Here is a 26,172-nt window from a genome sequence, read left to right on the forward strand (position 1 = left end):
TGGTGACCATGACAGCACCACTCATGGATCGCGTCTGGGACGCATATTGGGACGCAAAAGACAACAGACAGGCGTTAGAGCGCATTGTTGAAATTACTCAGGAAGATTCCAAACAAGCACTGATTACCGCCCACGTTGAAATCGAGCGCTTAACACAGCGCTGCGCTGAGCTTGAAGCCGAATTGCAAGCTGCCGGTTCGCGTCGATTGGAGGCAGCGTAATGGATATCAAGATTGATCGTGACGAGTTTCAGTCGATTAGTGACCTGTCTGTCAAGGTCGTGCAGAAAGCCGCTGAAAAAGCAGGCTTCACTGAGCATCCGGATGGAATTTACTTTGGCATGTCCGATGCCGTGTATCATACAGATAAAGCACTTGGTTCAACCGGTCTGAAAAAGCTTGTCGGCAATGCGCCTGACTTCTGGTGGGAAAGCTGGATGAATCCGGCACGTGAAGAAAACGACGATACGCCTGCTAAAATCTTCGGCCGTCAGTTGCACCTATGTGTTTTGGAAGGTCGAGATAAGTTTATTGCTAAATACGCACCAGAACCAATCTCTGACTATTATCAGGGCTGCTTGAAAACTGCCGATGATCTGCGCAATTTTCTATCTGAAAAAAAGGCATCAAAATCAGGTTCAAAAGCAGAGTTAATAGCTCGAGCCAAACAATTTCCTGACTGCCCTGCGATATTTGATGAAGTACTCATTCTCGCACAAAAATCCGGCAAAGAGCTTATCAAGTTTAAGGACTATGCAAAAATCCTTGCTGCATCTGCTTTCATCAAAGCGAATAAGACGCTGGCAAATGCCTTTGAAGGTGGCCAGCCGGAAGTCTCCGTATTCTGGACGGTTGAAGGAATTCGGTTCAAGGCGCGTTTCGATTATCTCAAGCTGAACGCGATTACCGATCTGAAATCCATCGCCAATCGCAATGACAAGGAATTCGCCAAAGCCTGCCGCGATGCTGTTGCGAGCTATGATTATATCATTTCCGCCGAGCATTACTCAGAAGGTCGCCGCCAGCTTAAACGGCTGCTGAATGAAGGTCGCGTGTTCGGCTCTTATGATCCGGAATGGCTTTCAAAGGTCGCTGCGAATGAAGTTTTCGCATTCGTCTTTGTCTTTTGGCAGAAGGACGGCGCACCGATCTCTCATGGCATTAAGCTCTCTCCAAACAATCCGCTGTTCAGCTATGCCCGAAGCATGATCGCTCAAGCCGTCAGCAATTACCGCACCTTTCTAGCCGAGTTCGGAACAGACACGGCATGGGTGCCGTCAACTCCCCTTGAAGAATTAGACGAAACAGACCTGCCGGTTTGGTACCAGCAGCGCCTTATGACGGGATCGTAATTATGAACCAAGAAATCATCACGCAAGACGGTGAAATCATCGAAGAAGGTATGGCGCTGTCATCGAATACCAGTATGGCCGTACAACTTCAAAAGGCAGAGATTGATCAGCTCGTATCAACCGCTCGCGCATACCCACGCTCTTTAAAACGCGTTCAAGGAAATATCTTGAGCATGGCAACATTGGACGAGGAAAGCGCCGAGGAGTGCATTTATGCCCTGCCCCGTGGTGGTAAACCTATTCGCGGCCCATCTATCCGTTTTGCTGAAATCCTTAAGCAGTCCTATGGGAATTGCCGCGCTGCTGCCCGCGTAATCCATGTCGACAAGCAGGAAGGTTACATTGAAGCCGAAGGTGTATTCCACGATCTGGAATCAAACTCTGCATCCACATCGCGTGTCCGCCGCCGGATCACAGATAAAGCTGGCCGCGTATTTAAAGACGATATGATCATTGTCACCGGCAACGCAGCGTGTTCAATCGCTATGCGTAATGCCATTCTTGCGGGTGTTCCGAAACCATTATGGCGCAAAGCTTATGACATGGTGCAGGCGACCATTACCGGCGATATAACCACCTTGTCCGAAAACCGTGAAAAGGCGTTCAAAGCACTGGCAGCGTTCGGCGTGAAGCCTGAGCAGGTTTTCCAATCTCTGGGGATTGAAGGCGAAGAAGATATCACCGTCGATCACATTGCTACTTTGCGTGGCATGTATTCCGCCTTGAAAAATGGTGAAGCGACTGTGGAAGAAATGTTCTTCGGAACACTCAAAGCCGTATCAGATCATCAGAAAATTGATGATCCGCTGTCAGACAAGCCGATTGAGCAAAGCAATGAGAAACAAGAAATACCGGCAGATGCTTCCCTGTCCAATGCCGGTATAGAGGGTGGTGAGCAGTCCCCATCAGCCGCCACCCTCGATAATTCCAGCGCTGTCGATCATTTAACCGATCAGGACAAGATTTCACTGCGCGAACTGATTACCCGCCTGAAATCCGCTGTTGGTGATGATCCAGAAATTATCAAGGCAACCGCACATTCATTCAACGCGGCCGGTTTTGTGCTGTCAGACTTTGCAAAGGCAAAAGCACGGACAATCACCAAGCATTTCATTTCGGCTTGTACCGGTGAACTGGAAGCAACGGACGCAATCGCGCTTGCCTGTGGCATCGCCCAGATCGATGAAGCGGAGGTTCAATGATGGCTCGTCGAGTTTACGAAATACCAGACGAATTGCACAGCCGTCTTACAGTTTTTGCCGATAAAGTCGGCTATTCCAGCGAAGTAAAAGCGGTGCGCTTTCTTATTAATTGGGCGCTTGATCATCAAGAAACTTCAGAAAACCTGATTGAACGCCTCAAGCCTCTCAACATCAACAAGGTAAAGGAAATCGCTTGCGGTCATCCACTTGTGGCTGAAATGCACTTTGACCTCCATAGCGATGAAGTAACGCTAAATTTCACGGATGGTAATGGCGCTAGCTTTGGCGGGGTGCTCTGATGGCAGGTTTTCGCGTTGTACGAGCAGAGACGGCCTTCTCTCTTGATAAATCTGGGAAGCACACTCAGTCGTTCAAAGATGAGAAGCACCTTACGTTTATCCGGTCTCTGCCTTCGGTTGTTTCAGGAAATTGGCCTGTAGAAGCCTGTCACATACGATCCGGCAGCGCAGACCATCATAAGAAAGTAACAGGCAAAGGCCAAAAGCCCTCTGACTGCTGGACACTACCTCTGACGCCAGAAGAACACCGAGACCAGCACTCAGGCTCTGAAATGGCCTTCTGGTTACGTCATGGGATTAACCCATTCGAGATAGCGGACAAGCTCTATCAGGTCTCAGGAGACCGAGAAACCGCTTTATCAATCATCCTAAACGCACGGCAGCGTATCGCGCCAATCCACCCACAGGAGCGCATGTAATGTCAGATCAGATCAACACCAGCATCGGCCGCGCAGCCTTGGCGCAAGGAGGCGATTGATGGTTAAATCACTAATAACGGAAGATGTGGTCATGAAAGCTTTCATGTCACGCGCACGGAATGGCGTTCTGGAAAGTAATTATTTGTGCCGCCAGATACTGTACGATCTCAATCTTAAACGTGTCTGCCCTTTGCCACCTTTGGTACTTCCAGTTCTTAAACGCATGGCTCGGAACGGATTGTTTGAACAAAGTAAATTTACCAACGGTTACTACGGGTACACATGGGTAATCACCAAGGCTGGTAAGGAATATGCCGACCGCCTCCGCGATGCAGCCCTGAAAGGACAGCAGCATGACAAGTGAATTGAAGCCGTGCCCGTTCTGCGGCGGCACTGATTTATCATCTGGTGGCGACGATAAAGTCGTCGGGTATTTCTGCAAAACTTGCCAAGCCGCAGGGCCAAACCATTACGGATCGCATGAATGGAACACCCGCGCCACGCCTTCCGCCGATCCGCTGGCGGGGGTGGTGCGGTACGGTATCAGTATGTTCGGGAACGGCGCAGTAGAGATGGGCGAAGGCGAATACGTCCTTCACTCCGAAGCCGCCAAGATTGTTGCGGCGAAGGATGATGAGATTAAAAATTTACAAGCAGAGTTGTGGGGATGTTCTGAAAGTCTAAACGCCGTAGAAGCCGAACTCGCAGGACACAAAGCTGCAAGGCAATCATATGCCGATTTATTTGATGGCGATGTAGGTTGTATTCATGAAAACATCAGAAACATGAAAACCGATCTCGCTCAAATCAAGGCGCAGGAGCCGGTGAAGGGTGTTGTGCTAAAGGGAGGCCGTCCGCAACCAATTAGTAGAGCATTGATTGATGGGGAGCAGGGTCTCTACGCGGCTCCTGTATCTGACAGTCTGAAAGCGGAGAATGACATGCTGCGTGAGTGTGTCTGGTCTATCGCCAGTTATCAGGGCGAGCAGAATTTAGCTGGTTTAAATCATTGCATCGAACTAGCCCACAGCGCCTTTTCCGCCCTCAACGTGGAGGCCAGCAATGACAAGGGATGAGCTGCTTATAGAGGCTGCGAAGCTTATCAATCCACACCCTTTCAAATCATATGATGATCTGAAATCGTACTGTCTCTCGAAAGGTGATACTGAAAGTGCAGCATATGAGTGCGCAGAAGGCATGCACGGACGAGACTGTTCAGAACTTATAAATACCGCGGGCAAAATTTGCGATCTACTTTTCCACGCGCTGAAAGAGCCGACAGAAGAGATGATGAAGGCTATTGGTGCAACAAGCGTTCAGCGGCGAGTCTGGCAATCCATGCTCGCCGCCTCACCACTCGCACCGGAAGGAGGGAGAGTATGACGCAGATGCTATTTACGCCAGCAACCCTTGCAAAGCGATGGGAATGTTCTGAGCGCCATGTTAGAAATTTAATTAAAGAAGGTCGCCTTGGCTTTTTCCGTCTTGGCGGGAAACTGTTACGAATTAAAGAGAGCGATGTTGAGAGGTTCGAATGTCAGAATGGAGAATTACCAGACTTCGAGGAAAGCTCGCCCTCACCTTCGAAAAAAACGGTAAACGCCATAGATACTCGCTTGGAACCGATGACCCGCGCCAAGCTTACATCCTTGCGCCAGCACTCTATGCCGAGGTAACGCGCTCAGAAGGGCGCACTGTAAAACATCTGTGGGATGCGTACACTACAGACAAGGCGGGGAAAGCCATCCTCGCCACTATGACTTACACATGGAAAGCCCTTGCTGACCGCTTCGGTGGCCGTGACGGTGAAAGCATTACAAGAGAAGATTGTCGCGCTCATACATCTGAGCGCCGATCTAACGGTATCAGTGACGGCACCATTCACACTGAGCTTGGTCATCTGCGGATGGTATTATCATGGGCAGAGAAAAATAAGCTCTTAGGGAAAGCCCCAGATATCGAGCGCCCCTCAAAGCCTGAGCCGAAGGACAGGTTCATGACGAGAGAAGAAGCGCAAAAGATGATTGCTCACGCGAAAACACCACATCTAAGAACGGCGTTTCATCTTATGCTTGGTACTGCTGCCCGCGTAACTGCTATTTTGGAACTGACATGGGATCGTGTAGATTTTGATCGCAAGCTTATTTATCTGCGCGACCCGAACGACAAAGCGAGGCGCAAAGGCAGAGCAATTGTACCGATCAATACCACATTGCTATCAGCCCTGCGTGAAGCCAAAGCAGGCGCACTAACAGAATACGTGGTCGAATGGGCTGGCCAACCGGTCAAAAGCCTCAAGAAAGGAATAGCCACCGCATCGCGTGAGGCGGGCATTGTTGGAATATCCGCTCATGTATTTCGACATACTGCCGCCGTTTGGATGGCTGAGGCAGGAGTGCCAATGGAAGAAATAGGCCAATACCTCGGTCATAGCAGCTCGGAGATAACTCGCCGAGTGTATGCTCGTTACTCACCTGATCATCTTAGAAAGGCGGCGTCTGCTCTCGATTTTGGCCTATACGTAGTTCCCTCCGGTTCGGTTGAACCTGCAAAGGAGAACACAAAGTGAATCTAATGCCGGATATGCAATATATGAAGCGGTCTTTTACCCGCATTTCCTGCGTTTCCGGCTAGAGCCACTCGTTGACATTGTAGGGGTCACAGGTTCAATCCCTGTTACGCCCACCATCTGATCCCATAAAATACAATATTCCAATCGGCACAGGCTGCATCATTCCATCATGCGCCATATCATATTGTCGCCGCAAAAATACACACCGCCTGCCCCCTCAAAAGCCTGACGATATTCTATACTCGTGCATGGCTGCGCTCCGCCCGTCCTCCCCCAATTACACTTAAAAAAAACAGCATTATATAAGTTACTGTATATTATGTAGCGCCTAATAAAAAAATCATTTTATCTTCAACACCCCCTGAATACGCCAGAATAGACCTCACTTTTGCAATAATTTTAAAAAGAATAGGCGTTTTTATGAGTGAAACCGAATTTTTTACATAACATTAAATTGATATCTTATGATATTATAAGAATTCTCATCGCGACTATCTGCCCGGGAGATTACGGGGAAATTATCTCGCGAACAGATAGATGGGAATGAAAGTCGGGGTCACAGGGGGAATTGTTTTTGATTTCAAAAACGCACCGGAAAATTTGCATCGGCACGATCACAAGAGATCGTCCCGTTATGCTGCAAAAATTGCTGATGTCTTATGCCCGTCTGAATATTCCGGAAGGGATACAGATCTGTTTTTTAATTGTAGAAAACAATCACGAGAAAACAGCCTGCTCGATTATCAATGACTTTCGGGCAAGAGTTTCACCTGCAGAAGTCGTCTATGCTATTGAACCGGTTTTAGGCATCGCATCCGCCAGAAACCATGTACTCAATTATGCTGCCGATCATGGCTATGATCTGCTGACATTCGCCGATGATGATGAGCAGGTAGAGCCGCAATGGCTGCAGGAACTGCTGAAAGAGCGCGACCACCACAATCTTGATATTGTCGGCGCGCCGGTGCGTTTTGCACCGCCGGAAGGTAAATTGTCCTTCTGGCAAAGAATTGTCTGGCAGGGTGTTGATAAAGTAAATCGCAATGCGGAAAACCGCTCAATCAAAAAGCGCGAAGAAGGCAAAGCCGGACAACTGAAACTTGCTACCGGCAGCTGGATGGGCAATCTCGACTTTTTCCGCTCATCTGGGTTGCGCTTTGACGCGGCTTTAGGTCAGGCCGGCGGCGAGGACTGGCAGTTATGGGCCGAGGCAAAAGCCCTTGGAGCCCAAACCGGTTGGACACCGCACGCTATTGCCTATGAAACCGTTCCCGCTTCACGGCTTAAACTGAGCTATTATTATCGCCGCAATCGCGACCATGCCAGAACAGTCCATCTGGAACGCGCAAAAAACCAGAAAAACGGCACCTTATGGCGCACATTCAAATCGGTTCTTTCGCGTATTTATAAAGTGCTTGTCGGCAGCTTATTATTGCCCATCTATCGCGAAAGGGGCCTGTTAACGATTGCTGCGAATTTAGGCAGTCTGGTCGGTTTTATCGACGGAGCACGTGGCAAAAAATCCATGCATTATGTTGACATTGACGGCTACTGATACCCCGTCGCACTGATCCGAAAAGTAAAAGCATTTACCTATGACAGTTCCGATCCTCGTCTACCACCACATTGCAGCTGTCGAAAGCAATGTCCCTTTTCGCAGCCTTTTTGTGCATCCGAAACGCTTTGCCAGCCAGATGCGCTGGCTGAAAAAACTCGGCTATCAGGGGCTCTCCGTTCGGGATGCCATGCCTTACATTAAGGGAGAGAAAACCGGAAAGGTTGCGGTTCTGACTTTTGATGACGGCTTCCTGAATGTATTAGAAAATGCCGCTCCTGTTCTGGCAGAATGCGGCTTCACCGCCACGAATTATTTTGTTGCCAACCAGATCGGCGGCAGCAATATCTGGGACAAGGCAATCGGCATTCCGGAAATGGCATGCATGTCCGTTACGCAAATGCGTGAATGGGCAGCATTGGGGCATGAAGTTGGTGCGCATACGCTTGACCATGTCAATCTGAACGAAACACCGGATAATGAAGCCCGCCGCCAGATCAGTGAATCAAAATCACGGCTGGAGGATATGCTGGGTGCAGAGGTTCCTCATTTTTGCTATCCTTACGGCGCCAATAACCAGACACACCGGTTAATGGTACGCGAGGCGGGTTTCCAGAGCGCGGTCACGACAATTGCCGCACGCGCCCGTCCCAGTGATGACCCGTTTGGCATTCCGAGAATATATATCCGCCGTAATCATACATTGCCGGAATTTTTATATCGCGTGTATTTCCGCTAAAGACAGCAAACAGCATATATTCAGATAATTAAGGTCTGCAATTATCGTCAGTTTGTTCTGACGCAAAGACGCTTTCCGCCGCTTCATTAAAGTCCGTTGCATAGATCGCGCCCAGTGGCCTTGCCGCTGCGCGTAATGATTTGCAGCGAGCCCTTGATATGAACCGCTTTCATGACCGTCCGGCACTCTCCTTAAGCAAACTGTTTCAGCTGTTCTGTGTTCTGGTTAGCGTTTTTTTTAGTCTGCAATCAACAGTCTTTGCCGCTCAGTTGGACAAATATCTGCCAGCGCTGAAAGTGCAGGAAATCTTTCAGGATGCCGATCGTATCGGCACGCCGCAAGGTGAGCCGCCGATTGCGCCGGTCTATAAAAATCAAAATCTGCTTGGTTATATTTATCTGAACTCGGACTTTACCAGTGCGGTCGGTTATTCCGGCAAACCGATCCATATTCTTGTCGGCATTGATCCAAAAGGCATTATTCGCGGTATCAAACTGGTAGATCATAAAGAGCCGATTGTTCTGATCGGGATTCCTGAAGCCAAAGTCGTTGCCGCGCTCAACTCTCTCATCAACAGCGATTTCAACGCCGTTGCTTCAGGCACTGCCAAACCGCCTCAGGTCGAGATTGTCAGCGGTGCCACGGTTACTGTTCTGGTGATGGGCGACAGTGTCGTGCGCTCAGCTGTCGGGCTAATCCGCAGCGGCCGTCTGGGCAATCAACTTGCTGCCGGACAAGTCGCGACACCGCAGGAAATCCGCACTGTTGATCTGTCGAAACAGGATATCCGTGACTGGCAGGAGCTGACCGGTGACGGCTCTGTTCGCAGTCTGAAGCTCAGTGTCGGCGAAGTGACGCAAGCTTTTCTTGACGCTAAACAGCCGCAAGCCGCAGGCAATCCTGAAACATCCGATCCTGAAGATCAGTTCATCGAGCTTTATGTCGCGCCGGTCTCGGTGCCGTCCATCGGCCTTAGCCTGCTTGGTCAGGCCGGTTATGACCAGATGCAAAAACATCTCAAGCCCGGCCAGCAAGCCATATTAGTTGCCGGTGACGGCGCCTATTCCTTCAAAGGATCAGGCTATGTGCGCGGCGGTATTTTTGATCGTATCGAATTGCTGCAGGACGGTCAGGGTATCCGCTTCCGTGATAAAAACCACACCCGTATCGGTGACATTGCTGCCGACGGCGCACCTAAATTGCGCGAAATCGCTCTGTTCACACTACCGGAAGGTTTTGCCTTTGACGTAACGAAGCCGTGGGAACTGCAATTGCTGGTACAGCGTGGCTTCGGCGCCCGCGACAAAGCCAGTATCTTCTATGACCTCGGTTATAATCTTCCGGACCAATATGTGACCATCACCGCACCTGCCAAACCTGTTTCGACACCCGTACAGCCTGCACAAGATGCCGCCACTGCGAACAATCCGCATGTCAGCGCACCGGTCGGTGAAGCATCCATGCCTGATTTCTTCGGTGAAGATAATCCGCTGTGGATTCAGATGTGGCAGATGAACAAAATCAATATTGTGATTACTGCCTTCGCTATTCTGGTGCTGGTCGCAATCTTCTTCTTCCAGAACCATCTCGTCAAGCGCCCACGCTTCTTCGCATGGGTCAGACGCGGCTATCTCCTGTTCATCCTTGTCTGGCTTGGCTTCTACACCAACACCCAATTGTCGGTCGTCAATGTCCTGACTTTCACCAATTCGCTCATCACCGGTTTCAATTGGGAATTCTTCCTGACCTCGCCGCTGACCTTCCTGTTGTGGGGCTCGGTTGCTGCCGGTCTGCTATTCTGGGGACGCGGCCCGTTCTGCGGCTGGCTCTGCCCTTTCGGTGCGCTGCAAGAACTGAGCAATAATCTGGCACAATGGCTGAAAGTACCGCAGGTCAAATTGCCTTGGGGTCTGCATGAACGCCTGTGGCCGGTCAAATATATTATCTTCCTCGGCCTGTTTGGTCTGTCGCTCTATTCCGTGGCACTGGCAGAAGTTTTTGCCGAAGTCGAACCGTTCAAAACCGCAATCATCCTGAAATTCGCCCGTGAATGGCCTTTCGTCATCTATGCCCTGACATTACTGACTGCCGGTCTGTTTATTGAGCGCTTCTTCTGCCGCTATCTGTGCCCGCTCGGCGCGGCACTCGCCATACCCGGCCGTATCCGCATGTTTGAATGGCTCAAACGCTGGCCGGAATGCGGCTCGCCATGCCAGCGTTGTGCTGTCGAATGTCCGGTGCAGTCCATCCATCCGGAAGGTCAGATCAATGTCAATGAATGTATCTACTGCATGCATTGTCAGGAACTCTATCACGATGACCAGCGCTGCCCGCATATGATTCAGGTTCGTGTCAAACGTGAGAAATTCGCTGCCCGTAACGCGCCTTACATTCCACCGGCAGAAGGCAGCAGTAGTCAGACCAAGACCATCATCACCCATAACGGAAAGCCTGTTACTGGTGCGCCTGCACCGGACGCAGCATCCTGAAATTTTCAACTGGAGGCACAGCAATGTCTGAGCAAGAAAATAAAACCCGCATGAGCAGACGGCAATTACTCGGCACCTCGGCCTTTGTGGCAGCAGCTGGTGCCAGCGGCATGGGCGGCGCACTTGTCATGGCCGGCGCTCCGAAACAGGCCTTGGCTGCAAGTGCTGCATCCGGTTCAAGTGCTGAAGTCAAACCGGGGGAACTGGATGAATATTACACATTCTTTTCCAGCGGACAGACCGGTGAAGTCCGAATTGTCGGCCTGCCTTCCATGCGCGAGCTGATGCGTATTCCGGTTTTCAACCGTGACAGCGCCACCGGCTGGGGACAGACCAATGAAAGCCGCAAAATCCTGACCGAAGGCATGCTGCCTGAAGACCGTGAGTTCATGAAAGACCGCGGCGGCATTTTCGATAATGGCGACCTGCATCACCCGCATCTTTCCTTTACTGACGGCACCTATGACGGTCGTTATCTTTACGCTAATGACAAGGCCAATACCCGTGTCTGCCGTATCCGTCTTGATGTGATGAAATGCGACAAGATCATTCAGCTGCCAAACCAGCACACGGTTCATGGCCTGCGCGTGCAGAAATATCCGAAAACCGGTTATGTCTTCTGCAATGGTGAAGACCGCGTGCCGATCCCGAATGACGGTACCAATCTGACCGACACAAAAAACTATCATGCGATTTTCACCGCCGTTGACGGTGAAAGCATGAAAGTCGCTTGGCAGGTGATGGTCAGCGGCAATCTCGACAATGTCGACTGCGATTATCAGGGCAAATATGCTTTCGCGACCTGCTACAATTCCGAAGAAGGTACAACGCTGGCCGAAATGATGGGCAGTGAGCAGGACTGGATTGTTGTATTCAACCTGAAACGCATTGAAGAAGCCGTTGCCAAAGGCGAGTTCAAGGAAATGGGCGGCGTTCCGGTAATTGACGGGCGTAAAGGTTCTAAATTCACCCGCTATATTCCGGTGCCAAACAGCCCGCATGGGATGAACACCGCACCGGACGGTATCCACATTGTGGCCAATGGTAAATTGTCACCAACCGTCACCGTTTTCGACGTCCGCAAATTCGACGATCTGTTTGATGACAAAATCAGCCCGCGTGATGCCGTTGTGGCAGAACCGGAACTGGGTCTCGGGCCTTTGCACACTGCCTATGACGGTAAAGGCAATGCCTATACAACCCTGTTTATCGACAGTCAGATCTGCAAATGGAACATTGAGGATGCCAAACGCGCCTTCAAGGGCGAAAAGGTTGATCCGATCCGCCAGAAACTGGATGTGCAATATCAGCCGGGACACAACCACACCTCAATGGGACAAACCAAAGAGGCGGATGGCAAATGGCTGATTTCTCTCAATAAATTCTCCAAAGACCGCTATCTCAATGTGGGGCCTCTCAAACCGGAAAATGATCAGCTCATAGATATTTCCGTAGATAAAATGGTGGTTGTCCATGACGGACCAAGTTTCGCCGAACCGCATGACGCAACTATCGTACATCGCTCCAAGATCAATCCGGTCAATTTCTGGAGCCGTGAAGATCCGTTCTTTGCCGATGCCGTTGCACAGGCAAAGGCCGATGGTGTCGATCTGATGGAGGCTGCGGAGGTCATCCGTGACGGCAATAAAGTCCGTGTCTATATGACCTCCGCTGCACCGGCTTTCAGCCTTGAGGAATTCACCGTCAAACAGGGCGATGAAGTCACTGTCTATGTGACCAATATTGATGAAATTGAAGACCTGACCCATGGTTTCTCGATCATCAATTACGGGATCAACATGGAAGTGGCACCGCAGGCCACCGCCTCGGTTACCTTCATCGCCAATAAGCCGGGCGTGTGGTGGTATTACTGCTCGTGGTTCTGCCATGCCATGCATATGGAAATGAAAGGCCGTATGCTTGTTGAGCCGAAAGGCGCTTAAACATCATGAAGCATCAGCGCCATAAGGAAAAACACAATCCCGCAGCTTTGCCGGAGCACAGAACGCCCGCACTGAAGCACTATGCTTTTGCCACGGCTTTGTGTTTTTCCGGCCTGTTGCCCGCACTGATTTCTCCGGCACTGGCCGGAGAGATCACCGTATCTGCCGGACAAAATCTGCAAACCGTCCTTGATCAGGCACCGGCGGGGGAAACGATCCGCCTGCTCAAAGGACGGCATGACGGGTCAGTCGTCATTGACAAGACAGTCATACTGGAGGGGGAAGCCGGAGCCGTGCTTTACGGCTCCGGCACCGGCAATACAATTACCGTCAATGCACCGGAAACCATCATTCGCGGGTTGGAAATCCGTGACTCCGGCGACAATCTCTATGATCTCAATTCCGGTATTTTCATCGCCAAAACCGCTACCGGCGCACGGGCTGAAAATAACCGGCTGATTGATAATCTTTACGGCATCTATCTGCATGGCGCCAAGGATTCCGTGGCCGAACGCAATGAAATTATCGGCAAACGCGGTGTGCGCATGGCGCAAACCGGCAGCGGTGTTTCCATCTGGAATGCACCGGGTGCAAAAGTACTGAATAATACCATCCGCTATGGCCGCGACGGCATTTATACCAATGCCAGCCGCAAGAATATTTTCCGCGGTAATCTCATGGAAAATGTGCGCTTTGCCGTCCATTACATGTACACAAATGACAGTGAAGTCAGCGATAATATCTCGCGCAATAATTCTGTTGGCTTTGCCATTATGTATACCAGCCGGCTTAAAATTACCGGCAATCTTTCCGATGGCGACCGCGATCATGGCTTACTGCTGAATTATGCCAACAGCTCTGTCATCACCAATAATCAGGTGATCGGCAGAATGCAATCCGCTGACCGCTGGATGGATGCCGGCGTGCAAAGCGCCGAACACGGCATGCCTGCGCCGGAAACTGAGCCATCTGCAGAGACTGGCAACCTACGGCTGGGACCTGAAAAATGCGTTTTCATCTACAACGCCAATAAGAACAAATTCACCGGCAACCAGTTTGAAAATTGCAGTATAGGCATCCATTTCACTGCCGGTTCCGAAGGCAATGTAATGAGCGGCAATGCCTTCATCAACAACCGCAATCAGGTCAAATATGTCGGCACCCGTAATCTCGACTGGTCAGCCAAAGGACGCGGTAATTACTGGAGTGACAATCCGGCGTTTGACCTCAATAGCGACGGCATTGCCGACAGTCCCTACCGGCCGAATGACCTGATCGACAAAGTTCTGTGGACAGCTCCGCAGGCCAAAATCCTCATCAACAGTCCGGCGATCCAGACAATCCGCTGGGCGCAGACGCAATTTCCCGCATTAATGCCGGGTGGTGTCATCGACAGCTATCCGCTGATGAAACCGCCTGCGATGCCGGTCAAATCCGGAGGCGAAAATAAATCATGACTGAAACCGTAAAGCTTGCCGGTGTCACCAAAACCTATGGCACATTCAATGCCATCAGCGATGCGTCCTATGTGCTGAATGCCGGTGAAAATATCGCTTTGGTCGGCCATAATGGAGCAGGCAAAACCACGATGATCAAGCTGATGCTGGGGCTGATCCGCCCGACACATGGCAAAGTGCTGGTGCTGGGTGAAGACCCTGCAGCCGGACAATTCGCGGCACGGCGCAAACTTGGTTATCTGCCCGAGCATGTCTCCTTCAATATGGCGCTGACCGGACGGGAAACCCTGTCCTTTTACGCCAAGCTCAAATCCGTTCCTGTGAAGGAAACCGCTGCACTGCTCGATCATGTCGGCCTGTCCCATGCGGCAGACCGCCGTGTCGGCACCTATTCCAAAGGTATGCGCCAGCGGCTGGGTCTGGCTCAAGCGCTACTCGGTAAACCCGCCGTGCTGCTGCTGGATGAACCGACAACCGGCCTTGATCCTGCCTTGCGCAAAAACTTCTACGATCTGCTGGAGGTTATGCGTGCGGAAGGTACCACTATTCTGATGTCCTCTCATGCGCTCACCGAACTTGAAAATCGTGTCGGACGGGTAATTATCGCCAATAGTGGCAAGGTCATCGCAGATGGCTCACTGGATGATCTGCGCCATATAGCGCGTCTGCCGGTGCGTATCCGCGTCAGCTTAGCCGAAGGTGAAACCGCACCGCACAGCGCCGGACAATCTCTGCGGATAGGCTGGCGGAAAACCGGCTTTGCAAGTTTTGAGACAGATGTCTCAGCAGAGGACAAAATGCAGGTTCTGAACTCCGTTATCGCTCAGAACCATAATATCACGGATATTGATGTCATGGCACCGACACTGGATGAGCTTTACGCCCATTTCCTCACAGTTAAAGAGGCCGCGGAATGAAAAATCCTATTCATATTGCCGGTAAGGAAATTCAGGAAGGCTTACGCAACCGCTGGGTGCTGGCAACCACGCTGCTGCTGGCTGCGCTGGCACTCAGCATGAGCTTTCTCGGTAATGCACCGACCGGCAGCACCATCGGTTCCAACCGGCTGGATGTGGTGATTGTCAGTCTCTCCAGCCTCACCATTTTTCTCATCCCGCTGATTGCTCTGCTGATCTCTCATGATGCTGTTGTCGGCGAGATGGAGCGCGGCACCATGCTGTTGCTGCTGAGTTATCCGATCGGACGCAAACAGGTCATTCTTGGCAAGTTTCTCGGACAACTCACTATTCTCGCTTTCGCGACCCTGTTCGGCTATGGCAGCACCGCCGTGGTGCTTGCGCTGACAGGCGGCGGCATTGATGCGGCAAGCTGGCTGGCCTTGCTGTCGCTGATCGGCAGTTCCATCTTACTCGGTGCGGTATTCATCGCCATCGGCTTTTTCGCCAGCACAATCGTGCGTGAGCGCAGCACGGCTGCAGGTATTGCCATCGGTATCTGGCTGCTCTTTGTGCTGATCTATGACATGGCGCTGCTTGGCCTACTGGTTTTTGATCAGGGGCAGATGATCGGCACTGCTTTGCTCAATATTTTGCTGCTTATCAACCCGACAGATGCCTATCGCCTGCTCAATTTTGGCACAGGCGGTGCCGGTGCCCTCACCGGCATGGGCGGCGTTGCTGGAACTCTGAGCGCAGGTGCCCTCACTCTGGCGCTGGGATTATGGACTGCGATCCCGCTCGGCCTGTCCGTACTCATCTTTTCAAGGAAAGAACTATGAGACTGATCTCCCTTTTCATCCCCGTTATTGTTGCTCTTACTCTGTCAGCCTGCTCACCTGAAAAACAAGTTGAGGCACCGGCACCTTTCGCGCTGACAGACGCCGCGATGGGGCGCTATTGCGGCATGAATGTTCTGGAACATAGCGGCCCGAAAGGTCAGATCATTCTTCATCCGGCAAGCGAAGCCATCTGGTTCTCCTCTGCCCGTGACACGCTGGCTTTCACCATGTTGCCGGAAGAGCCGAAAAACATCGCGGCAATCTATGTCTCCGATATGGCCAAAGCACCAAGCTGGGAACAGCCAGGCGCACAAAACTGGGTTGATGCGAAAAAGGCTTTCTTCGTCATTAACAGCAATGCCACCGGCGGCATGGGCGCCAAGGAAGCCGTACCATTCTCCGTCCGTGAAGCGGCAGAGAACTTTGCCAAAGATAAAGGCGGCGACATCGTTACCTTTGCCGACATCCCCCAAGACTATGTTCTCGGCACCTCAGACGCGCCTGCTGAAGCACCAATGAGTACACATCACTAATCTCATGAATATTTGCACGGAGGCTGCCATGACAAGCCGTATCAATCGCAGACGTTTTATCGGTATCAGCTGTGCTGCTGCCGGTCTCAGCCTCCTGCCTTTTCATGCTGGCGCAACTGCGCAGAAAGATACCCTGATCTGGCAGGGTTTTGCCCTTGGCGCACCGGCAAAGATCATTCTCCATCATCCGGATAAGAAGGCCGCAGAAGCTCTCCTCCGGCAAGTTCACGCGGAAATCGCACGTCTGGAAGGTATTTTCAGCCTTTACCGGCCAGACTCTGAACTTGCCTCGCTCAACCGCTCCGGTGCTCTGGCGATGCCATCGCCGGAGCTGGTTGAGTTGCTGGAAAAATGCCGTGGGTTTTGGGAAAAAAGCGGCGGCCTGTTTGACCCGACCGTGCAGCCGCTTTGGGTATGTCTTGCGCGGCATTTTTCTGCAAAACATGCAGCCGCTTCCGGCCCCTCCGCACAGGAATTGCAGCAAGCGCAGTCTTTAATCGGCTTTGATGCCGTGCGTTTCAGTAAAGACCGGATTGTCTTTACCCGCCCGCAGATGGCTATGACCCTCAACGGTGTGGCACAAGGCTATATCACAGATATGATTACGCAATTACTGGCGGATCACGGCATTACCAATACACTCATCAATCTTGGTGAATATCGCACATTGGCGAACCATCCGGACGGGCACCCTTGGCAAATCGGTATTGCCGATCTGGAAACTGATCTGCAACCCGATGAAATGCTGGAACTCTCCGGCAATGCTTTAGCAACATCGGGCAGTGCCGGTTTCCGTTTTGACGCCGCCGGTCGTTTCAATCATCTGCTTAACCCAAAAGCCGCGAGTGAAAATAATCTCTCCGCATCACTTTATCAGCGTGTCACGGTAATCGCTCCCGATGCCGCGTCGGCCGATGCATGGGCAACCGCTTTTTCATTGATGGACGAAAACCGCATTTCAGCAGTTTTAAAAAATCTGCCTGCAACCGCAGTTCATCTTAAAACGGCTGACGGTACACTGCGCAGGCTCGGTATCTGAAAATTATCATGGCACGGTGAATTGCACCCCGACGCATGAAGCATTACTACTCATTCTGAAAATTCGGCCTGCTCAGCAACCGGCAGGTCACTAAGGGATGAGTATGATCGACCGGACTCTTGTCAGTACATTGCCAATCTTTGCAGGCATGGAAGAAAGCGCCTTGGATAAGCTGCTTTCCGATGCCGTGCAGCGCAATGTCCCGAAAGGAGCAAAGGTCTTTGAGCAGGGCGAGAAGGCCAAACTGTTCTATCTGCTTCTGCAAGGCCGCCTGAAAGTCATGCAGGTAACGGCAGACGGCCAGCAACTGATTGTGCGCGTGGTGCATCCCGGCGATTTATTCGGTTTCGCACTGGCAATCGGGCGCACAGAATATCCGGGCACACCAGTTGCGGTTGCCGATAGTATTGTACTCGCATGGCCAATGCATATGATGAATGGTTTTCTGGCACGCAACCCGACTTTAGCAATCAATGCGATGCAGATGATCGGCCAGCGACTGGATCAGGCACATAACCGTATTCGTGAAATGTCCACGCAGGAAGTAGAGCGGCGCATTGCCCATACGGTTATCCGGCTGGCACAAGACGCCGGTATTCATGAAGGCGCTAATATCAGAATTGATTTCCCGATTTCGCGGCAGGACATTGCCGAAATGACCGGCACCACATTACACACAGTCTCACGGATACTCAGCAACTGGGAAAGCAAAGGACTGGTCAAAGGCGGCCGGCAATTGTTGCTGGTTTCCAATCTGTCCGGCCTGAAACGGCTTGCAGAACACGATAACGACTGAACACAAAAGCTGTATGTAATTTTCAACTTTGTTTGCTCCCCGACAAAGAGCAAGTTTATAAATTGTCCTAAATATCCGGAAGCCGCTGAAGCGGTTATATTATTCCGGAGAGTGACATGAAACTTACCGCAACAAAACTGGCTCTGACAGCAGGCGTTTTCGCCCTCTTTACTCTGCCTGCTCTGGCCGCCGATATTGAAGTCCATATGCTCAATAAAGGCGCAGAAGGCGCAATGGTCTTTGAACCGGCCTATATCAAAGCCAATCCCGGCGACAACATCATCTTCATCCCGACGGATAAAGGCCATAATGTTGAATCCGTCAAAGATATGCTCCCTGAAGGCGTTGAGAAATTCAAAAGCAAAATCAACGAGAATTACACGCTGACAGTTCAGCAGGACGGCGCTTATCTGGTCAAATGCACACCGCATTATTCCATGGGCATGGTCGCGCTGATCGTTGTCGGCGATAATCCGGCTAATCTCGATGCTATCGTCGCTGCCAAAAAGCCAAAGCCGGTGCAGAAGCGTCTCGAAAGTGCAATTGCCAGCGCACAAAAATAACAGCCCTGCCTGACGCAGGTTTGCATACCGGCCCGCATGTTGAGATGAGGACACCGCTGTGAACGCCCCTGATACCGCTGACCACCTGAAAAACGAAAACACCAAAACCAGAAAACCGGTGCCGCGCGGGTTAAAAATGACCGGCCCTGTGCTTTTCAGCTATGGTTTCAGACCGTTTTTCCTTGGTGCCGGTATATGGGCTGTGCTTGCCATGCTGTTGTGGATTTTATCCCTCACACTCGGCATGCCGCTGGGCGGCTCCTATGATGCACTCAACTGGCATGCCCATGAAATGCTGTTCGGTTTCGGCTCTGCGGTTCTGGCAGGTTTTCTGCTAACCGCTGTGCCGAACTGGACAGGCAGCCTGCCGGTCTCCGGCACACCACTGATCATTCTGGCTGGTTTCTGGCTGGCAGGTCGCCTGGCCTTTCTCTATCCCGACCTCATCCATTTCTATGCGGCAATCGCATTGGAAAGTCTGTTTTTGCCACTGTTACTGGTCATTTGTGCAAGAGAAATTATTGCCGGAAAACAATGGAAAAATCTGAAAGTGCTGATCGGTGTCACACTTCTCACCATCGCCAATCTGATCTTCCATTATACTGTGATAACCGATGGTGATATTGCTTTTGCCAGCCGTATTGCTGTCAGCGCCTATGTGTTGCTGATTATGATTATCGGCGGCCGTATCGTGCCGAGCTTCACCCGCAACTGGCTCAACCGCAATCAGAAAACACGTTTTCCTGTACCGTTTAACCGCTATGATGCGCTTTGCATCATCACAGGCGCATTAACGCTTCTAAGCTGGATAGTTGCGCCGGAAACGCCGGTCACACTCGTGCTCGCCAGTCTGGCTGCGATCTTGCATATTGCGAGACTGGTACGCTGGCGCGGCTGGGAGACAGCACCCGAGAAACTGCTGGTCATTCTGCATATTGCCTATGCTTTCATACCGGCAGGTTTTATCGCTATCGCTTTATCTGCAACTGATATGCTCAATGCCTATTCAACATTGCATATTCTGACTGTCGGTGCCGTCGCTATGATGATGTTAGCGGTGATGGGACGTGCCACACGCGGACATACCGGTAATGCACTAACCGCATCTCCGCTCACTATTTTATCCTATGTCTGCCTGATCGCATCTGCACTTCTCAGGCCATTTGCGGAAATTATCCTGAATTATTTCCATACAATTCTGGCACTGTCAGCGCTGTTATGGATCGCGGCATTTGCTCTATTTCTCATCGAATATGCACCAATGCTGCTGCAGGATCGTCGCCAACGAGCAGAATAAAAACAAATCAATGAGCGCCAGCGCGGATCATCATCCGGTAGGCTTCACCGCTGACGTCAAAATTGCCGACCCATTGATGACCGGCTTTTTCAAGTGCCGGTACTAAGAAATGCGGCTCGGCTGAGAACAGCGCAAAGATCACAGCGCCTTCTTCAATTCTGCCAAGCAGGCGCAGGATTTCTTCCGTAACCGTGCCCTGATCCGGCAATGAATAATCCAGATAATGCATCGGATCCGGCCAGATTTCCGGTACCACGGTTCGGGCGGACAGGCTGACCGGCTTTATTTCTTCTGCGACTTGTTCTGAAATTACCGGAGTGAAAATGACCTCCCAGTCACCGTCGGTAATTTCACGGGCAGCGCAGGAAAAACCTTTTCGCTCCATGACCTGAAACAACGGCACCGGACGGAAAGTTGCAAGCAGTCTGAGGGATTGCCCTTCCTGTAAACCGGAAACAGTCTGCATAATCAGCGGGAACGGCTCACCGCCCTCACGCAGTACCGGCCTCACATCCAGATCAACTATTTGCATATAAATCCCCCGTCATAGACAGAATCTCTGTTCCGGTGCGTTTCAGGAGTACAGTTTAAACCGGAAGTCTTCAGAGAATAAACAAACCATGCATGATTTATAGTCATGGTTTCAGGACAGGATTTTGTTCTGTCGCAAATTGCTCAAAATAAGAATTAGCTTTTCAAAATTACACTAAAATATGTATTGGAGTAAGCGTGGACATATCGACTGCTTGCCGGAAAGCATGTGGTTTACCCTCCCTGTGAGGGCAAACCACAAAGCTGATTAACCAGCCGCCATAACCGAATGTGCCTGTCCGGTTTTGCTTAAGTCCGGAATGACGACAATATCGCTGCCGTCACGCACATTATCATACAGATGCATCACGTCCTGATTGACCATACGGATACAACCGGAAGAAACGGATTTACCGATTGTCCAATATTCCGGTGAGCCGTGAATACGATAAATCGTGTCACGTCCGTCTTTATGAATGTAATGCGCGCGGGCACCGAGCGGATTTTGCAAACCAGGCCCCATACCGCCATTGGCAATGCTGTATGGCTGCAAGGCAGGATTACGTGCCACCATTTCATCCGGCGGTGTCCAGCGCGGCCATTTACGCTTATAGGCAATTTTTGCACGGCCGGACCAGGCATAACCGTCTTTACCGACACCGATACCATAACGGGTTGCACGGCCACCGGGCTTAATGTGATAAAGATATTTATTCGGCGTGTCGACAATCACAGTGCCCGGCTTCTCATCGGTCATGTAATCAACTTCAGCACGCCAGAATTTTTCAGGTATCTTCGACACATCGACTTCAGGAATCTGATAGCCTTCATCCCACACTGCATAATACATTGGCGGAGTGACAGGCTTGATTTTATTGGCTGCAAGATCAGCCGAAGGGCGTTTGGTTTCACCGGTGGAAACGCAACCCGTCAAAGCAAGAGCGCTGGCTCCAAGCAAGAAATTACGACGGGAGAATGCAAATTCAGACATTTATAGCTCAATCTTCATTGGAATTGATCCCGAACTATCATGTCTGTCCTTAAGTCAGGCTTAAGAGCAGTCACGGGATCTATCACTTCATTCATTTATCTTTTCTGATTTACTGAACGCAGGGGGCTGCGTTTTTCATTCAGCAAGTCTGAAACCTGAGAACCCACATCTATGACAACAACATGGTAAAAACAGAATTAACGCGTGAAATAATAAGTTTCTGACTGACCTGTGGCATTTATAACAAAGCCCTTTGCGTTTCAGGCAAAGGGCTTTGTGTATCTCATGCTGTAAAACTTAGTTTTTACCGTATCCGCCACCGGTCGGCGTGATGATGCTGAAAGCCTCTCCGGCTTTCAGCACCACCTGATCACAGCCTTTAAGCACTTCTACAGAACCGTCCTGACGGCGCACTTCATTGCGTCCCAGCTGACCGTCCTCACCGCCTTCAAGGCCGAATGGCCGTACACGGCGATGGCCGGAGAGAATCGCAAATTCCAGTTCTTCCAGAGCACGGATTGTACGATGCGTACCATTGCCCGCTGTCCATTTACCGCGACCGCCGGAGTTTTCACGGATATGGAAATCTTCCAGCATCACCGGAAAACGGGTTTCCAGAATTTCCGGATCGGTCAGACGCGAGTTCGTCATATGGGTATGCACAGCATCGGCACCATTGAAACCAGGGCCTGCCGGCGCACCGGAACAGATAGTTTCATAATACTGATACTCATTATTACCGAAGGTCAGATTGTTCATCGTACCCTGTGCCGCAGCCATAGCTTTGGTCGCGCCAAACAGACAGTTAGTCACAGCCTGACTGACTTCCACATTGCCCGCCACAACAGCGGCCGGATAATGCGGCGACAGCATCGAGCCTTCCGGCACGATAATTTTAATCGGACGCAGACAACCGGCATTCATCGGAATATCGCCGTCCACCAACACGCGGAAAACATAAAGCACGGCGGCACGGGTTACCGGCTGCGGGGCGTTAAAATTATCCGGACGCTGTTCAGACGTACCGGTGAAATCAACCGTCGCTTCACGCTTCACACGGTCAATCGTCACTTTAACTTCAATTTTGCTGCCCTGATCCAATTCATAAGTGAACTGACCATCCGGCAATTGATCGAGCACACGGCGCACGCTTTCGGCAGCATTATCCTGCACATGCCCCATATAGGCTTTCACAACATCCTCACCGAAATGCACAATCATCTTGCGCAACTCAGCCACGCCTTTTTCATTGGCGGCAATCTGCGCTTTCAGATCGTTGACGTTCTGCGTGAGGTTACGCACCGGATATTTGGCACCATTGAGCAGATCACCCAGTGCTTCTTCGCGGAACTGCCCCTGATCGACCAGTTTGAAATTGTCGATATAGACACCTTCCTGCTCAATATTCACCGCCAGCGGCGACATTGAACCCGGTGCAATACCACCGATATCAGCATGGTGACCACGGCTGGCAACCCAGAAACGGATTTCTGTCTGCTCATCATCGAAGACCGGCGTACACACGGTCAGATCCGGCAAATGCGTACCGCCATTATAAGGCGCATTAATCAGGAAAACATCGCCTGGTTTGATCACCGGATTTTCACGGATAGCTGTGGCAACAGAGGCATCCATCGAGCCGAGATGCACCGGCATATGCGGCGCATTGGCAACCAGATTGCCCGCAGCATCAAAGACCGCGCAGGAGAAGTCGAGGCGCTCTTTAATATTCACCGAATAGGCGGTATTCTGCAAAGTCACGCCCATCTGTTCCGCAATCGACATGAACAGATTGTTGAAAATCTCCAGCATGACCGGATCAGCTTCTGTACCGATTGCAACGCGTTTCGGCAGCGCTTTGATGCGGGTAAGCACCACATGATCATGCTCGGTCAGGCGTGCCTGCCAGCCATCTTCAATGATGATGGTCTGGTTCTTCTCAATAATAATTGCAGGGCCGGTTACGGTCTGGCCACGCTGCATGGTTTCACGCACCACAACAGCTGCATCATGGAACGCACCTTGTGAATAGAAGCGTGTCTGACGGTCAGCCTGCGCTTCAGTTGCTTCACCAATATTGCCTGCTGCCTCGCCCTCACCGGCACCACCGCCGACGGTTTCCAGTTCAACAGCATCAATGACCAGCGCTTTATTTTCCGCAATGAAACCAAAACGACGCTTATGCGCAGCTTCAAATTCAGCACGCAGGCGCGAAGCCGCATCAACCGCCGGATAAGTTGCCTCAACGGAAAGTACAGTATCTGTGCCCGCATAACGGATATGCGCACGCAGATGCTTGGTAATAACCTGCTCTTCCACGCCCTGTGCAGTAAGTTCAGCCACACATTCAGCGGCCAGTTCTGCACCAAGTCGCTGCAATTCAGCAGGCGCATTCGCATCAAGATCAACACCCAGCGCCTTCTGGCGCGTCGCGCGGATATCCGCCAAGCCCATGCCATAGGCAGACAACAGACCGGACATCGGATGCAGCAGAATATTCTTCATGCCCAGAGCATCGGCCACCAGACAGGCATGCTGACCACCGGCACCGCCAAAGCAGCTGAGTGCATAACGGGTCACATCATAACCGCGCTGTACGGAAATCTTCTTGATCGCTTCCACCATATTGGCAACAGCAATACGAATGAAACCGTCTGCCACGCTTTCCGGTGAGCGGTCGTCGCCGATTTCATCGGCCATCTGCGTGAATAATGCGCGAACACGCTCAACATCCAGCGGCTTATCCTGATCGGGACCAAAGATCGACGGGAAATAATCCGGAATCAATTTACCGAGCATCACATTGGCATCGGTTACAGCCAGCGGGCCACCATTGCGGTAGCAGGCAGGCCCCGGATTGGCACCGGCAGAATCAGGACCAACGCGGAAACGACCCGCATCAAAATGCAAAATAGAACCGCCGCCCGCTGCAACCGTGTGGATCAGCATCATCGGCGCGCGAACGCGCACACCAGCCACTTCGGTTTCAAAAGCGCGTTCATATTCGCCGTCAAAATGTGCCACATCTGTCGATGTGCCACCCATATCAAAGCCGATAACCTGACCAAAACCAGCAGTTGCACCGGTACGCGCCAAACCGACCACACCACCGGCAGGGCCGGAGAGAATAGCGTCTTTACCCTGAAACATATCCGCTGCCGTCAGGCCGCCGGAGGACATCATGAACATAACGCGCGCACCGGTGCGCTCAACATCCAGCTCGCGGGAAACCTGCGCCACATAACGGCGCAGAACCGGTGACAAATAAGCATCAACAACGGTTGTATCGCCACGGCCGACCAGCTTGATCAGCGGCGACACTTCATGGCTGACGGAGACCTGCTCAATGCCGATTTCACGGGCGATTTTAGCAACCGCGGCTTCATGCGTTGGAAATTTATAGGCATGCATGAACACGATAGCGACAGCATTATAGCCCTCAGCTTTCAGCGCACGCAGGGCAGCTTCTGCCTGAGCCAGATCAAGCGGCAATTCAGTGCTGCCATCGGCCAAAACGCGCTCATCAATCTCGACAACGCGGTCATAAAGCGCTTCCGGCTTGATGATTTCAGTCGCAAAAATATTCTTGCGTTCTTGATAGCCGATACGCAGCGCATCGCGAAAACCCTTGGTGGTCACCAGCGCCAGCTTTTCACCCTTGCGCTCCAGCAGCGCATTGGTGGCAACGGTTGTACCCATACGCACTTCACCGATTGCACCGGTCGGTACCGGCTCACCGGTTTCAAGCCCCAGATGCAGGCGGATACCCTGAACAGCCGCATCCTTATAGGCAGAAGGATTCTCCGACAGCACTTTGCGGGCATGAAGCACACCCTGCGGGTCACGACCGATAACATCCGTAAATGTGCCGCCACGATCAATCCAGAAGTCCCAAGCCCCTGAAATCTCTTGTGTCGCTGCGCTCATTATCGGCTCCCTCACAAAATTATGCCGTTACGCTGAATGTTTATTGGAAAACATAGTTTCATTTTATTGACAAAATGTCGATAAGATGGTGACATAAAATACACAGGATTGGGAGACTGGCAATATGAGCAGGAAAAAATCGCCGCCACCGGCAGATCATAATGACGAGTCATTTGTGGCCGAGGTCAGCCTGCCCAAGCATTTGCGCCCTATCCCTTCCATCGGTCCTATTGTCTCTTCCGCACATCTGGCAGAAGGCGGCTCCACCGCTTTATCTGAAGTTGAATATGGTTTGATTCTCGCGTCCCATGCATTCTCCCGCTGGATGGTACGCTGCATGGCCGCCGCAGGGCTGCCTGGTCTCTCCCCGATCGAAATTCTGATCCTGCATTCAATCCGCCATCGCGGACGTGAAAAGAAGCTTGCAGATATCTGTCTGGTTCTGGATATTGAAGACACACATATTGCGACCTATGCCCTGCGCAAGCTGGAAAATGCCGGTTTGCTGACCACCGGCAAGGCTGCAAAAGAAAAGACCGTCCGTATTACCGATAAAGGCGCTGAAGCCTGTGCGCGTTATGCGCAGATCCGCGAGCGTCTGCTCGTGGATTCCACAGCCAATGCCCGCCCTTCGGAAGAAACCCTGTCGGAAGTGGCGGCTCTGCTGCGCTTTATGTCGGGTGCATTTAATCAGGCAGCCCGTTCTGCCATTACACTATAAGGATGACCGG

24 protein-coding genes and 1 pseudogene are annotated in these 26,172 nt (G+C 51.5%); 22 read left to right on the top strand and 3 right to left on the bottom strand.

Features of this window, described 5'->3' with window-relative positions; all coding sequences use genetic code 11:
- Positions 1-8 precede the first annotated feature (8 nt).
- The 21 genes and pseudogenes from HBA93_RS06365 to HBA93_RS06470 all read left to right on the top strand — a co-directional run bounded on the left by HBA93_RS06365 (position 9) and on the right by HBA93_RS06470 (position 19,992).
- Positions 9-221 carry a hypothetical protein gene (locus HBA93_RS06365; protein ID WP_221722725.1) on the top strand — a complete coding sequence of 71 codons (213 nt, stop codon included), beginning with the start codon at positions 9-11 and terminating at the stop codon, positions 219-221.
- 215 nt (positions 222-436) lie between these two features.
- Positions 437-1,351: a PD-(D/E)XK nuclease-like domain-containing protein gene (locus HBA93_RS06370; RefSeq protein ID WP_221722726.1), complete on the top strand. Its 915-nt coding sequence runs from the start codon at positions 437-439 to the stop codon at positions 1,349-1,351.
- 2 nt (positions 1,352-1,353) lie between these two features.
- Positions 1,354-2,553 carry a hypothetical protein gene (locus tag HBA93_RS06375; RefSeq protein ID WP_221722727.1) on the top strand — a complete coding sequence of 400 codons (1,200 nt, stop codon included), beginning with the start codon at positions 1,354-1,356 and terminating at the stop codon, positions 2,551-2,553.
- On the top strand, positions 2,550-2,852 hold the full coding sequence (locus HBA93_RS06380; RefSeq protein WP_221722728.1) for a hypothetical protein: 303 nt from the start codon (positions 2,550-2,552) through the stop codon (positions 2,850-2,852). The genes HBA93_RS06375 and HBA93_RS06380 overlap by 4 nt, the downstream gene beginning before the upstream one ends.
- A 477-nt stretch (positions 2,853-3,329) precedes the next feature.
- Positions 3,330-3,635, top strand: a complete 306-nt coding sequence (locus HBA93_RS06390) for a hypothetical protein (RefSeq protein ID WP_221722730.1) — start codon at positions 3,330-3,332, stop codon at positions 3,633-3,635.
- The gene (locus tag HBA93_RS06395) at positions 3,625-4,347 is read left to right on the top strand and encodes a hypothetical protein (RefSeq protein ID WP_221722731.1); all 723 of its coding nucleotides are present in this window, start codon (positions 3,625-3,627) and stop codon (positions 4,345-4,347) included. Before HBA93_RS06390 ends, HBA93_RS06395 begins: the two co-directional genes overlap by 11 nt.
- The gene (locus tag HBA93_RS06400; protein WP_221722732.1) at positions 4,334-4,654 is read left to right on the top strand and encodes a hypothetical protein; all 321 of its coding nucleotides are present in this window, start codon (positions 4,334-4,336) and stop codon (positions 4,652-4,654) included. The genes HBA93_RS06395 and HBA93_RS06400 overlap by 14 nt, the downstream gene beginning before the upstream one ends.
- Before the next feature lie 5 nt (positions 4,655-4,659).
- A pseudogene (locus HBA93_RS24500) lies at positions 4,660-4,791 on the top strand (excisionase family DNA-binding protein); the annotation flags it as partial.
- Between the two features lie 14 nt (positions 4,792-4,805).
- Positions 4,806-5,840, top strand: coding sequence for a tyrosine-type recombinase/integrase (locus HBA93_RS24120; protein ID WP_286201783.1), 1,035 nt, complete (start codon positions 4,806-4,808; stop codon positions 5,838-5,840).
- 637 nt (positions 5,841-6,477) lie between these two features.
- Entirely contained in the window at positions 6,478-7,398 is a 921-nt protein-coding gene (locus HBA93_RS06415) for a glycosyltransferase family 2 protein (protein WP_122092518.1), read from the top strand.
- Between the two features lie 40 nt (positions 7,399-7,438).
- Entirely contained in the window at positions 7,439-8,137 is a 699-nt protein-coding gene (locus HBA93_RS06420) for a polysaccharide deacetylase family protein (RefSeq protein WP_221722735.1), read from the top strand.
- A 158-nt stretch (positions 8,138-8,295) separates the two neighbouring features.
- The gene (locus tag HBA93_RS06425; RefSeq protein WP_221722736.1) at positions 8,296-10,626 is read left to right on the top strand and encodes a regulatory protein NosR; all 2,331 of its coding nucleotides are present in this window, start codon (positions 8,296-8,298) and stop codon (positions 10,624-10,626) included.
- Between the two features lie 23 nt (positions 10,627-10,649).
- Positions 10,650-12,569: a TAT-dependent nitrous-oxide reductase gene (gene nosZ, locus HBA93_RS06430; protein ID WP_221722737.1), complete on the top strand. Its 1,920-nt coding sequence runs from the start codon at positions 10,650-10,652 to the stop codon at positions 12,567-12,569.
- 5 nt (positions 12,570-12,574) lie between these two features.
- On the top strand, positions 12,575-14,026 hold the full coding sequence (locus HBA93_RS06435) for a nitrous oxide reductase family maturation protein NosD (protein WP_221722738.1): 1,452 nt from the start codon (positions 12,575-12,577) through the stop codon (positions 14,024-14,026).
- The gene (locus HBA93_RS06440; protein WP_221722739.1) at positions 14,023-14,943 is read left to right on the top strand and encodes an ABC transporter ATP-binding protein; all 921 of its coding nucleotides are present in this window, start codon (positions 14,023-14,025) and stop codon (positions 14,941-14,943) included. The genes HBA93_RS06435 and HBA93_RS06440 overlap by 4 nt, the downstream gene beginning before the upstream one ends.
- Positions 14,940-15,764: a DUF2705 family protein gene (locus HBA93_RS06445; RefSeq protein WP_221722740.1), complete on the top strand. Its 825-nt coding sequence runs from the start codon at positions 14,940-14,942 to the stop codon at positions 15,762-15,764. Before HBA93_RS06440 ends, HBA93_RS06445 begins: the two co-directional genes overlap by 4 nt.
- On the top strand, positions 15,761-16,297 hold the full coding sequence (locus tag HBA93_RS06450; protein ID WP_122010685.1) for a nitrous oxide reductase accessory protein NosL: 537 nt from the start codon (positions 15,761-15,763) through the stop codon (positions 16,295-16,297). Before HBA93_RS06445 ends, HBA93_RS06450 begins: the two co-directional genes overlap by 4 nt.
- 28 nt (positions 16,298-16,325) lie before the next feature.
- Positions 16,326-17,336, top strand: coding sequence for an FAD:protein FMN transferase (locus tag HBA93_RS06455; protein ID WP_221722741.1), 1,011 nt, complete (start codon positions 16,326-16,328; stop codon positions 17,334-17,336).
- Positions 17,337-17,433: 97 nt separating this feature from the next.
- Positions 17,434-18,132, top strand: a complete 699-nt coding sequence (locus tag HBA93_RS06460; protein WP_221722742.1) for a Crp/Fnr family transcriptional regulator — start codon at positions 17,434-17,436, stop codon at positions 18,130-18,132.
- Positions 18,133-18,248: 116 nt separating this feature from the next.
- Positions 18,249-18,695, top strand: a complete 447-nt coding sequence (locus tag HBA93_RS06465) for a pseudoazurin (protein ID WP_221722743.1) — start codon at positions 18,249-18,251, stop codon at positions 18,693-18,695.
- Between the two features lie 136 nt (positions 18,696-18,831).
- Positions 18,832-19,992 carry an NnrS family protein gene (locus HBA93_RS06470; RefSeq protein ID WP_221722863.1) on the top strand — a complete coding sequence of 387 codons (1,161 nt, stop codon included), beginning with the start codon at positions 18,832-18,834 and terminating at the stop codon, positions 19,990-19,992.
- Positions 19,993-19,999: 7 nt separating this feature from the next.
- Here HBA93_RS06470 and HBA93_RS06475 read toward each other — a convergent pair whose 3' ends face one another.
- The 3 genes from HBA93_RS06475 to HBA93_RS06485 all read right to left on the bottom strand — a co-directional run bounded on the left by HBA93_RS06475 (position 20,000) and on the right by HBA93_RS06485 (position 25,441).
- A complete protein-coding gene (locus tag HBA93_RS06475) occupies positions 20,000-20,524 on the bottom strand; it encodes a DUF2249 domain-containing protein (protein ID WP_221722744.1) in 525 nt (174 codons plus the stop codon).
- Positions 20,525-20,791: 267 nt separating this feature from the next.
- Positions 20,792-21,514, bottom strand: coding sequence for a L,D-transpeptidase (locus HBA93_RS06480; protein ID WP_122092508.1), 723 nt, complete (start codon positions 21,512-21,514; stop codon positions 20,792-20,794).
- A gap of 297 nt (positions 21,515-21,811) precedes the next feature.
- A complete protein-coding gene (locus tag HBA93_RS06485) occupies positions 21,812-25,441 on the bottom strand; it encodes a hydantoinase B/oxoprolinase family protein (protein WP_221722745.1) in 3,630 nt (1,209 codons plus the stop codon).
- Between the two features lie 124 nt (positions 25,442-25,565).
- Here HBA93_RS06485 and HBA93_RS06490 point away from each other — a divergent pair, with 124 nt between their 5' ends.
- Positions 25,566-26,162 (top strand): winged helix DNA-binding protein, encoded by a 597-nt coding sequence (locus HBA93_RS06490; RefSeq protein ID WP_162994503.1) that lies wholly within the window; start codon positions 25,566-25,568, stop codon positions 26,160-26,162.
- Positions 26,163-26,172 lie beyond the last annotated feature (10 nt).

The organism is Ochrobactrum sp. SFR4 (genome assembly GCF_019730395.1).
Lineage (GTDB): Bacteria > Pseudomonadota > Alphaproteobacteria > Rhizobiales > Rhizobiaceae > Pseudochrobactrum.